Genomic DNA, 11,668 nt, shown 5'->3' with positions numbered 1-11,668 from the left:
TCAGGGTTCAGGGTTCAGGGTTCAGGGGTCAGGGTTCAGGGTTCAGGGTTCAGGGTTCAGGGTTCAGGGTTCAGGGTTCAGGGTTCAGGGTTCAGGGTTCAGGGTCATTTTGGGAGTTAGTATCATTTTGTCAATTGAAAAATGAAAAAGGTCCTGGTTTTCCTTTCAGCTTTGAGCTTTGAGCTTTGAGCTGTAATGTCTTTCAATAGCCTGAACCAACCCTGGGATGGTATATTCCTCGGCAACAGCCGTAACCTGGAGACCATTATCCCTGGCGGTTCGGGCCGTGATCGGACCGATACAGGCAATGGCCACATTTTTAAGCAAGGGAAGGATTTTCTGCCTTGGAAAAAGGGCCAGGAAATTGATCACCGTGGATGAACTGGTAAAGGTCAGGCAGTCTATCTCTCCCCGACTCAGTTTTTTTTCCAGGGGTTCCTTTTCTTCCTGGGCTGGCAGGGTCTTATAGGCCGAAACCACCTGGACCTCGGCGCCCATATTGCGCAAACCTTCAGGCAGGACCTCCCTGGCCTGCTCCGCCCTGGGGATCAAGACCTTTTGGCCGGACAAAGAGAGGCCGGAAAGGGCCTCTAATAGGTATTCGGCCTGATATCTTTCCGGAACCAGGTCGGGCCGCAGGTGGAATTCGGCCAGGGCCTGGGCCGTGGCCGGTCCTATAACGCCGATTTTTACACCCTTTAAGACGCGCAGATCGAACCGGAGACCTTTCAGCCGGTCAAAAAAGAAACGGACCCCATTGGGGCTGGTGAAGAATATCCAGCTATACCCCTCTATCTGTTGAATGGCCTGATCCAGTTCGGACCAGTCAGAGGGAGGTTCAATTCGAATGGTAGGGAATTCCAGGCATTCGGCACCCAGATCGGCCAGCCTTTCCGCCAATCCACTGGCCCCTTCACGAGTTCTGGTGATGACCAGGGTCTTCCCGAAAAGGGGGCGTTGTTCAAACCAATTCAAGGTATCCCGCAATTCCACCACCTTCCCGACCACCAGAATGGCCGGAGGAGCCAGGGCGGCCTCTTCGGCTTTCCGAATAATGGTTTGCAGGGTACCGGTGACGGTTTTTTGCCTGGTTGTTGTCCCCCAACGGATAAGAGCCGCCGGGGTTTCAGGGTCCCGACCGTGGCGAATAAGCCTTTCCACGATGATGGAAAGGTTTTTTACTCCCATCAAAAACACCAGGGTTTGATCACCGGTCGTTTCTTTTTCCAAATCCCGGGAAGGGACTTCTTTCGTCGGATCTTCATGACCGGTAAAAAAAGCCACGCTGGTGTTGTATCGACGGTGGGTTAAGGGGATTCCGGCGTAAGCCGGAACGGCTATGGCCGAGGTGACTCCCGGTACGATTTCAAAGGGGATATGGGCTTTGACCAATTCCTCGGCCTCTTCTCCGCCCCGGCCGAAGATAAAGGGATCCCCGCCTTTAAGCCGGACGATTTTTTTTCCCAATGAGGCCTGATCGACGATCAACCGGTTGATCTCTCCTTGGGGCAGGGTATGGTCCCCGCCCTTCTTGCCTACATAGATGACCTCAGCCTCTGGAGATATGTGTTTCAGGAGTTCCGGGTTGGCCAAAAAATCATAGATAACCACTTCGGCTTCCTGGAGAAGCTTTAAGCCTTTTACGGTAATCAATCCCGGGTCGCCCGGACCGGCGCCGACTAAAAAGCATTTTCCGGTCATGATCCTGTCTTCTCCCTTCTAAGCCATTTTTCCATAAATCCGGGCCAGGACTTCTTTGCCTCCGGTCAAAAGAAGCCTTTCCGCCAGGCGAACCCCAAGGGCCGATGGCTCGGTAAGGGGGCCTTCGAACTGATCCGTATACAATTCTTGCCCATCCAGATCGGCGATAAGTCCTTTCATAATAATCCGTTCCCCTTGAATCCAGGCATGGCCGGCTATGGGAACCTGACAACCACCCTGGAGTCGGTTGAGAAAGGACCTTTCTGCCTGAGTACAGAGGGCGGTAGCCTGATGGTTGATGACGCCGAGGAGATTTTTGAGCCGGAGATCCGCTTCCCGTATTTCGAGGGCCAAGGCCCCCTGGCCGACGGCCGGGAGACTGATCTCAAATTCCAAATACTGGCTGACCTTCATTTGGAGACCCATCCGGTGAATTCCGGCAGCCGCCAGAACAACCCCGGCCAGTCCCTCGGATTCGATTTTTTTTATGCGGGTATCCAGATTTCCTCGAATGGAGACGATTTGAAAGTCAGGTCTTTGATGCAACAACTGGGCCTTGCGCCTCAGGCTGCTGGTGCCGATCCTTTCTTGGTCGGGAATATCTTTTAGAAGACGGTGGTCCCTGGAGACGAAGACATCTCTCGGGTCTTCCCGAACCGGCACCGCTCCGATCATAAGTCCTTCGGGCAGATCTCCGGGCATATCCTTCATGCTATGGACCGCCATATCGATTCTGCGGTCCAGCAGGGCCTCTTCAATTTCTTTAACAAAAAGGCCTTTACCGCCTACAGCGGAAAGAGGGCAATCCAGGATTCTATCTCCGGTGGTCTTGATGATTTCCATCTCGAACTGTAACCGGGGATGAGCTTCGGCCAGCGCCTCCTTGACCCATTTGGATTGCCGTAAGGCCAAAGGACTCCCCCGAGTCCCGATGATAATGTTTTTTTCCCCCATGAAAGAATCTGTTAATGGCAACTGGAACAGTTATGCGATGCGCAGCTCCCGCAATTAGACGAACTGCCGGTTCCGACAAAACGCTCCGACCCTTTAAAGGCGAATTTGGACATTTTTTTCTGAAGATGGTCTTTTTTACAACTTGGGCAACAAACCACCTCATCGGACCTGAAGACGATGGTCTCAAAATCCTGCTCACAGTCCAGACAGGTATATTCAAAAATAGGCATTTTATCAATCTCCTTTGATAATTCGTAACTCGCAACGTGCAACAGAAAAATTTCAAATATCTTTGGTTAGTACTACAGCGAATTTTTTGCTGAAGCGCCGCCTTATCCGTCATTCCGGCATGGTTTTAAGCCGGAATCCAGGGACTTGATTTCTCATTTTCCTGAAAAACCTGGATTCCCGATAAAGACATTCGGGAATGACGAAAAAAGTGTCTGTAGTGTTAGATAATTTATAATAATCATCATCGGGTGCTCTTTCAAGTTTTTTTGGTCATCCGGTCCCAGCCTTCCATCATGGCGGCGGCCAGCAGAGGGACCATGAGCTCGTGGTGGCCGATCAGGTAATACCCCCGCCCTCCTTCCCGGGTGGGGCGCCGGACTATATTGGTGGCCGGTCGGTAATGGTGGATGAAATCCATGTTGACGGTTGTAAAATCGGTCAAAGGATACCCTAAATTCCGGATGAGGGTCACGGCCTTGAGAAAAACCTCCGGCAGGATGACGGCCGATCCGATATTAATAAAAACCCCTTGCTCCAGGGAACGGACCATTGAACAAAAAGTCTGGAAATCCCTGTAAGTGGCCTGCCCGGTGGCCTCGGCATCCATGGAGGGGTGAAGATGGATGATGTCTGTACCGATGGCGACGTGGACGGTCACGGGGATTTCGAGCCGGCGGGCGGTGGCCAGGAGGCTGGAGGATAAAAAAGGGAATTTGGCTTTCAATAAGGCCTCGCCTACAGCCTCACCCAATCCCATCCCATTTTCCGCCCCTCTTTTTATGGCACGGTTCAAAAAATGGGCGGTTTCCCGGCACATGCCAAAAGCCCCTGTCCCCAACTCCTGATCCACATCTTCGGAGGTATGGCCGACCATGGCCAACTCCGTATCATGGATCACCCCGGCACCATTGAGGGATAAGGCTGAGATGAATCCCTTCTTCATGAGTCCGATCAAAACGGGATTCAGCCCCACTTTGATCACATGGGCGCCCATGGCCCAGTGGATGATTTTGTCGGACTTCCTGGCGGCAAGCATAGCCATCACAATGGATCGAAAATCCTTGGCCCCTAATAGATTGGGCAGGCTGTCCAGAAAAATTTCCAGGGAGTTTCCCGGTAACCAGGGTTTGGCGAAATCTTCCAGACAGACCTTGCTTTTTCGATCTTTCAAGGAATAGGTGGTGAGCCTTTTTAAGGCCGAAGGGGGAATGCCTTTAGGTTTCATGCTTTTTATCTTTCAGGGGGTAGGGAATAAAAAAGAATCGACCAGTTCACAGAGCAGGTGGATGGCCAGGATATGGGTTTCCTGGATATGGGGCGTGTCACTGGAAGGTACGATTAAAGATTTATCCGCCCATTGAATCATTGCACCCCCTTCATTTCCGGTCAGGGCCACGGTCTTTATCTTTTTCCCGCGGCCCGCTTTGAATCCCCTTAGGATATTAGACGAATTTCCGCTGGTGCTGATACCCAGGAGGATATCCCCCTGGACCCCGAGGGCCAGGATTTGTTTTTCGAAAACCTGATCATAGCCATAATCGTTTCCAATGGCAGTCAGGATGGAGGTGTCGGTGCTTAAAGACAGGGCTGGAAGGGGAGGCCGTTCGATTTTAAAACGATTGACAAATTCAGCGGCCATATGCTGCGCATCGGCCGCACTGCCGCCATTGCCCATGATCATTATTTTTTTCCCTTGGGAAAAGGCCTGAGAGATCTCAAAAGCCAGATCGATCAGATCCTGGGAATGGATCTCTAAAAAACGGTTTTGGACGTCTTGCAGGTCCTTTAACCGTTTATTTATCAATTGGTTCAGGTCATTTACCGGTCTCTGTGCCATAAGAAAGCTAAGTACCTCAATTCCTTTTCTTTGTCAACCGTCTTTCGACTCATTTTTTCAGGAGGATATAGAGAGCGCCCTGGTGGCGCAGATGGCCGGCTGCCAGTTCCGCTCCAAGCCCATTCCCCCAGAAAAGATCGACCCGGGAAGGACCTTTAATAGCCCCTCCGCTGTCTTGAATACAGACCCAGCGTCCGAAAGGTTCCCAGGAACGGATATGACCCTGTTCATCAAAGGCCGGTTTCATCCCGGTTGTCCAGGCCAGGCCGGCTGCCGGGAAGACGGTTTGGTCCGCAGCGATCGATCGGCCTGGGGTCAGGGGAAGGCCCAGGCTGCCATAAGGGCCTCCCTGGGCCTCCTGGAAAAAAATGTAGCTCGGATTCAGGTTCATTATGGCCGATTGTTCTTCAGGATGCCCCTGGAGATAGGCAGAGATGGATTGAAGGGATAGGGCTTCAGGTTGGAATATCCCCCGGCGGATCAATTCCTTGCCTATGGCAAAATAGGGATGGCCATTGGTGCCCTGATAACCCAATTTAACCAGAGAACCATCCTCCAGGCTAACCTGTCCCGAACCCTGGATCTGCATGAAAAAGAGTTTTACGGGATCATCCACCCAGAGGATTTCCAGATTTTTCCCGGCCAAAGGACCTTCCTGCTCTATTTCCCGGCGCGTGTAATAGGGGATTACCTGGTTCCCCCTGGTCCGGCCGATCCATTTACTGCCCTGGATTTGCTTGGAGAATTTGCTTGTATCGATAAAGAGCAGATCCTCGGGTTGCCGGTAAACCGGGTACTGAAAATGGGATGATGGCCAGCGACTTCCTTGTAAGGTGGGCTCATAATAGCCGGTCATCAGCAAGGGGAGGGGCTTATCGTCCAAGACCGCCCGGAAAAGGTGATAATGGCTTTTAATCTGATCTTGAAAGGATTGACTGTCCTGGTATTTTTGCAACAGATGCAGGAAGAGGGTTAAACCGGAAAGGATTTCTTCGCTTCTTATTTCCCGTGACCCCAGAAAAATTTTTTTTCCCGTCCGGTTACTTAGATATTTCAGGCTCTCTGTAACCGCCTGCTCCAGACTTTTTGGGTCGAGATCATCCTTCAACAAAGGCCAGTTTTCCTCCGGAACCAGTTGGAAATGCACCCCTTCTCTTACGGGCAACGGCCTTTGAATGACGGAAGAACAGGAGCAGACGAAAACAACCAGTAGGGTTACAACAATCTTTGAAAGGGCATTTTTTCCCATAGTTCCTTTAAAAGAATCCTTTTTGACTTGCCTTTCTTCTAACAATTTTGTATAGACCATGGCATAAGTGAGAGAGTCTGTAAAGAAGATTTGAAGGGGTGGGGCGCCACGAGGCATGAAAATAGGTTTAAGAAAAAAGCTCAAAGCGAAAACCCTGGACAGGTTCAAGGGTTTTTCATGCTTGCAACTTGCAACTTTATTTTCGGACTGAGCACTATGGAGATAAAAGGTGATTCCGTATCAGCAGACCATTAATACCCAAATCAGTTGCGGGGGTATCGGATTGCATACCGGTAAGCAGGTTAATCTTACCCTGAAACCGGCCTGTCCTGATTACGGAATCCGATTCATCCGGGTGGACCTGCCGGGAACCCCGGTCATTCAGGCCAAGGATTCCCAAGTGGTCGATACCCGTCTGGCCACTTCTTTGGGCTTGAATGGATACCGGATTTACACGGTAGAACATCTGCTGTCGGCTTTGGCCGGAATGGGGATCGATAATGCCTCCATTGAAATCGATTCTTCGGAAGTTCCCATTATGGACGGCAGTGCCGCCCATTTTACTTCTTTATTACAAAGAGTTGGATTTAAGGCTCAGGAAAATCGCAAGACATTCTTAAGGATTAAAAGGCCGGTCACTGTCCAGGAAGGGGATAAATACATCCATCTTTTCCCCTATAGCGAATTTAAGATTTCTTATACCATCGAGTTCGATCATCCCCTTTTGCAAAATCAGTCTTATACACTGGTCGTCAAGAATAAAACCTTTGTTGAGGAAATCAGTCGGGCCCGAACTTTCGGTTTTTTAAAGGATGTGGAGACTCTAAAACGAAATGGGTTCGCCAAGGGGGGCTCACTTAAGAATGCCGTAGTGATCGATACCCAGGGGGTCCTGAATGAAGAAGGCCTTCGCTATGAAGATGAATTCGTTCGCCATAAGATTCTGGATCTCATTGGAGATCTCTCCCTGGTCGGGAAACCCCTTCTGGGACATATCATCGCTTATAAATCCGGGCACACCTTAAATTTGGCGATCATTAAGAAATTGTTGTCCGAAAAAGAAAATTTTGAAATCGCCACGCTATAAAAAAAATCCCCCCCTTACGAGCCTCATCGTATTTTGCCGGTAAAAATTCCTCTGCCCCTGATTGTTGATAATTATGTAAAAACGCGTCATTCCCGCGCAGGCGGGAATCCAGGACAGGTGTAACCAATTATAAACACTGGATTCCGGCTTTCGCCCTCCGGGGTGTAGTCCCCTACGGGACGGAGGCCGGAATGACGAAATGCGGGTTTCGGCGGCTTTTTATATGTTTATCATTGTTAGATACCATCAAAATAGAGATATCGGAATGGACTTGCATTTTTTGGCCATTTTGTTAATATTTTTTTTATGAAACGCATTTTTTTGATGAATCAGGCTGTCGGGTGTCTTGTTCTGCTCTTTGTTTTTTTGGCTCTTTGGGGTCCAAAACCAGCTTGGGGAAAACAGGCCCAGATAGGCGACATCATCGTTACCAACAATCAAGACTACCTCTTGCTTTATTTCTACACCAAAGGGTGTTTTACCCCTGATATGAACAAGGCGATCCTGAACGGGATTCCAACTACTTTTACCTTCCTGATTGAATTGTATAAACCCCGCTCCCTCTGGCCGAATAAACGCCTGGCCACCTTAAGACTACACCATACCATTAAATACGATTCCCTGAGAGAAGAGTTTTCCGTTACCTTAAGCGAGCGGGGAAATCAAACTTTTACCATGAAAGAGTTCAGTAAGGCCCAGGAGATGATGGCTGATGTCAGTAATGTCCAACTGATTCTCCTCCAGGCCCTGGAAAAGAACAACCAGTATCAATTGCGGCTAAAAGCGGAGCTCAACAAAGTCCGTCTCCCCTTATACCTCCATTACCTTTTATTTTTCGTTTCCCTGTGGGATTTCGAGACGGATTGGTATGTGGTAGATTTTATGTATTAAAACCTCAAAACCCCTCCTTAATCGATCCATGAACTCCATTTTATCGGAAGAACAAAAAGAAAGGCGACGCAAAAAAAGAGAACGCCTCATTATTATCTTAACCATATTAGTGGTTTTGATTCTGACGATCTGGGAGACTAAAATACTCCGGCCCGACTTTCCCTTTTCCACTTCCCAACGGGTCGTCCTTTTTGCTTTAATCAATGTTAATATTATTTTACTTCTTTTACTGATTTTTTTAGTTATTCGAAATCTTCTTAAACTGGTCACCGAAAGAAGGCGTAAAATCCTGGGTTCCAAGATCCGGACCCGCCTGGTAATGGGGTTTGTTACTTTGTCTCTGGTACCGACCATCTTATTGTTTTTTATCGCCTATGAATTTATGGCCATCGGATTGGATTACTGGTTCAATATTCATATTGAAAAATCTTTGCAGGACTCGTTAGATGTGGGCCGCGCCTATTATCAGGCTTCCCAGCGGGGAACCCGAATCTATGCTCAGCAAATCAGTCTGAACCTGAGCCAGTCCGGTTTTTTAAGAAAAAATGGTGGAGACGATTTTCTCCGGAATCTCCAAGCCAAAAGGCAGGAATACGGCCTGGCCTGGGTGGGTGTGTTTTTACCCAGTCTGGAACAAAAAATTCTGGTCAGCACTTCGGAAAGCTACCTGAAATACTTTCAAGATCCCCCATTGAGTCTGATACAAAAAAGTTTTCAACCCCAGGGAGTTTTCGAGGTTCAATCCACTCCCCAGGGAGATTTTTTTATTGCCGGTGTTCCGGTCGGGGATGGTTCTTCTGAGGGGAAGAGTATGGCCACCGTGGTAGTGGCGACTTATTTCCCGGGGGCATTGTTAAAGAAAATGGAGACCATTTCCACTGGCCTGGAAGGCTATCGGCAGATGCAGATGTTGAAAAATCCTATAAAATTTATCTACCTGATTATCCTTTCGATTGTTTCTTTGTTGATCCTTTTTTCTGCTACCTGGTTTGGCTTTTACCTGGCCAAGGGGATGACGGTTCCGATCCAAAGGCTGGCGGAAGGGACCTTGCGGATCGCTCAAGGGGATTATAATTTTTCTATAGACTTAGAGGCCAAGGATGAATTCGGACTGTTAGTAAATTCCTTTAATAAGATGACCTCTGATTTGAGAAAAGGTAAGGAAGAGATCGAACGGACCCATCAAAAATTGTGGAAAAGCAATGAGGAACTCAATCAAAGGAAACAGTATATGGAGGCGGTCCTGGCCAATATCGGGACCGGCGTTATTTCTTTAGATGCTGAAGGAAGGATCAGTACCGTCAACCATTCGGCCAGGGAAATGCTTCGGATAAAAACCGAAAAAGTCCTGGGCCGGCCGTATCGGGAGGTGCTTCTTCCGGAACATAAGGTCCTGCTTCACGATCTGGAAGCCAATCTGGACCTGATTAAGATGGGCACCCTCAAACGGACCTTGCAGGTCCCGCTTCAGGATAAGACCCTGACCCTCCTTTTGAAGATTACCCTGTTACGGGATGAGGAAAAACGAAATTTGGGCATGGTCCTGGTGTTTGATGATATGACTGAGATCGAAAAGGTTCAAAAGGTTTCGGCCTGGAGAGAGGTGGCCCGGCGGCTGGCTCATGAGATCAAAAACCCGTTGACCCCCATCAAATTGTCGGCCCAACGTTTACGAAAAAAATATTCCTACCTTCTGCCGGAGGGAAAAGAAAAAGAAATATTCGATGACTGTACACAAACCATTATTAATCAAGTGGATGAATTGATCGTTTTAGTCAATGAGTTTTTCGCCTTTGCCCGATTGCCGGCAGTAACCCTTTCCATAAATGACCTAAACGCCCTGATTCAAGAGGTCCTGATTTTATATCAGGAAAGTCGCAAGAATATTGATTTTTCATTTTTGTCCGATCCGGAAATACCCAAATTCCCTTTGGATCGGGAACAGATCAAAAGGGTTATGATCAACCTGCTGGATAATGCGGTAGCCGCGATTGAGAACCAGGGGTCCGTTCAAATCCGGACAGGTTATGATCCGTCATTGAAGATGGTCCGTATTCAGGTTATGGATACCGGCATCGGGATCGCCCCAAGAGATCGAGACCGGCTTTTTGAACCCTATTTTTCCACCAAAAAGGGGGGAACCGGCCTGGGGTTGACGATTGTCAGCTCCATAATATCCGATCATCACGGTCATATTCGGGTTAAAAATAACGAACCTCACGGAACGATCTTTACCATTGAGCTTCCTTTGGAAGCCTGACCAAACCTGTAAATTTGAAAGTGCGTTTATCCTTAAATTAAACGGAGATTAGAGTGAAACAGATTCGACTGGTGGTCAAAAATAATCCTTATGCCTGTCAAGAGGCTTTGAAAGTCAAAGACTGGCTGGAAAAGGAAAAGGGTTTTCAGGTTTATTGGGATGAAAAAGAAGAACCTTTAGATCTGGAGCTGCCTCAAAAGCCATTGGATCTGGTGGTCGTTTTAGGGGGAGACGGGACACTGCTTAAGGCGGTTCGTCTCTATGGCACTCTGGAGGCCCCTATTCTGGGGGATAATTGGGGGGGGTTGGGGTTTTTGACGGAAATCGCCCTGGATGAGCTCCGGCTCCTGTTCGAAAAGATCCTGGCCGGGGATTATCAAACCGAACCCCGAATGGTCTTGTCAGCCCGGATCATTCGGGACGGGGAAGATCATCCCACGGTTTCTTTTTTAAATGATGTGGTGATCAATAAAGGGGCCCTGGCTCGAATTATAGATCTTGAAACCAGCATAGACGGCCAATTTCTGACCTCTTACCGGGGAGATGGTCTGATTGTAGCCACCCCGACCGGTTCTACGGCCTATAATCTGGCAGCCGGAGGGCCGATCCTCCACCCTTCGCTGAAAACCATTATTTTAACCCCTATCTGCCCCTTCACCCTGACCAATCGTCCGATTATCGTCCAGGACAATTCGGTCATCGATATTCGTCTGGGGTCCAAGGCCAAGGAAGTCTGGTTGACTTTTGATGGGCAGGTGGGATATCCTTTAAAAGAAGGAGACCTGGTACGGGTTCAAAAGGCTGTTAAATCGATTCTCTTGATTAAGACCCCTTTTAAAAATTATTTTGAGATCCTTCGGACTAAATTGAAATGGGGCTGAAGGGGAAAGGAATCAGGCTATGCAATCAAGGTTGGGCATTGGTGTAATTATCTTGGCCGGTTTTTTATTATTGGGCATGGGATCAATGGACCAGGCGGAAAAACCCGGGGAAATCCCTGTTCCCGACAAAGAGGTTTCGGTCATTATTACCGACAATGAGGGGATGACGTTGAACCTGACCCAATTCAGTATTAATGGACAAACCTATCTAACCGGGAAGTTAGGTGCCGGTCGGGTGGCGATGCCCTTGAGTCAAATTCGGGTTATTGCATTAACTGCGGAGCCTAAAAGAATTGTGGCCAAGGTAGAGGTGACCGATCACAGTCAACTGACTCTTTTTTTGGAGAAAGGGATCATGATCTACGGGAAGATCAAGGTCGGGAATTATCAAGTCTCACTGGACCACCTGAAAAAGATTGAGATTCTGGGGATTTCCGAAAGGAAGATCGGAAAGGACCGTATCTGATCTCCGATTTTATGGGTTGAAATTTGTATGAGTCCGGTTAAGCGATCCTTCGGATCGGTCGAAAGAGCCGGATTAAAAACACTCCGGTTAGAAAACCTCCGACATGGGCAT

At 48.6% G+C, this 11,668-nt stretch carries 10 protein-coding genes and 1 pseudogene; 5 read left to right on the top strand and 6 right to left on the bottom strand.

The genetic code is table 11. From position 1 onward, the window contains the following. Positions 1–165: 165 nt before the first annotated feature. The 6 genes from cobA to HY879_24425 form a co-directional block, all read right to left on the bottom strand. Positions 166–1,701, bottom strand: a complete 1,536-nt coding sequence (gene cobA, locus HY879_24450; protein ID MBI5606496.1) for a uroporphyrinogen-III C-methyltransferase — start codon at positions 1,699–1,701, stop codon at positions 166–168. A gap of 18 nt (positions 1,702–1,719) precedes the next feature. After that, on the bottom strand, positions 1,720–2,655 hold the full coding sequence (hemC, locus tag HY879_24445; GenBank protein MBI5606495.1) for a hydroxymethylbilane synthase: 936 nt from the start codon (positions 2,653–2,655) through the stop codon (positions 1,720–1,722). 11 nt (positions 2,656–2,666) lie between these two features. Then, on the bottom strand, positions 2,667–2,885 hold the full coding sequence (locus tag HY879_24440) for a zinc ribbon domain-containing protein (GenBank protein MBI5606494.1): 219 nt from the start codon (positions 2,883–2,885) through the stop codon (positions 2,667–2,669). A gap of 257 nt (positions 2,886–3,142) precedes the next feature. After that, a complete protein-coding gene (locus HY879_24435) occupies positions 3,143–4,111 on the bottom strand; it encodes a hypothetical protein (GenBank protein MBI5606493.1) in 969 nt (322 codons plus the stop codon). A gap of 12 nt (positions 4,112–4,123) precedes the next feature. Continuing rightward, on the bottom strand, positions 4,124–4,723 hold the full coding sequence (locus HY879_24430; GenBank protein ID MBI5606492.1) for a D-sedoheptulose 7-phosphate isomerase: 600 nt from the start codon (positions 4,721–4,723) through the stop codon (positions 4,124–4,126). A gap of 49 nt (positions 4,724–4,772) precedes the next feature. After that, positions 4,773–5,972, bottom strand: a complete 1,200-nt coding sequence (locus HY879_24425) for an MltA domain-containing protein (protein MBI5606491.1) — start codon at positions 5,970–5,972, stop codon at positions 4,773–4,775. Between the two features lie 232 nt (positions 5,973–6,204). Between HY879_24425 and HY879_24420 the strand changes: the two are divergent. From HY879_24420 to HY879_24400, 5 genes and pseudogenes are all read left to right on the top strand, one after another. Further along, a pseudogene (locus HY879_24420) lies at positions 6,205–7,182 on the top strand (UDP-3-O-acyl-N-acetylglucosamine deacetylase). Positions 7,183–7,365: 183 nt separating this feature from the next. Next, positions 7,366–7,950, top strand: coding sequence for a DUF4390 domain-containing protein (locus tag HY879_24415; GenBank protein ID MBI5606490.1), 585 nt, complete (start codon positions 7,366–7,368; stop codon positions 7,948–7,950). Between the two features lie 28 nt (positions 7,951–7,978). Beyond that, on the top strand, positions 7,979–10,210 hold the full coding sequence (locus HY879_24410; GenBank protein MBI5606489.1) for a PAS domain-containing protein: 2,232 nt from the start codon (positions 7,979–7,981) through the stop codon (positions 10,208–10,210). 53 nt (positions 10,211–10,263) lie between these two features. After that, the gene (locus HY879_24405) at positions 10,264–11,091 is read left to right on the top strand and encodes an NAD(+)/NADH kinase (GenBank protein ID MBI5606488.1); all 828 of its coding nucleotides are present in this window, start codon (positions 10,264–10,266) and stop codon (positions 11,089–11,091) included. Positions 11,092–11,110: 19 nt separating this feature from the next. Next, entirely contained in the window at positions 11,111–11,557 is a 447-nt protein-coding gene (locus tag HY879_24400) for a hypothetical protein (protein MBI5606487.1), read from the top strand. Positions 11,558–11,668 lie beyond the last annotated feature (111 nt).

This window comes from Deltaproteobacteria bacterium (assembly GCA_016219225.1).
Lineage (GTDB): Bacteria > Desulfobacterota > RBG-13-43-22 > RBG-13-43-22 > RBG-13-43-22 > RBG-13-43-22.
This window is presented reverse-complemented; position numbering and strand designations above follow the sequence as displayed.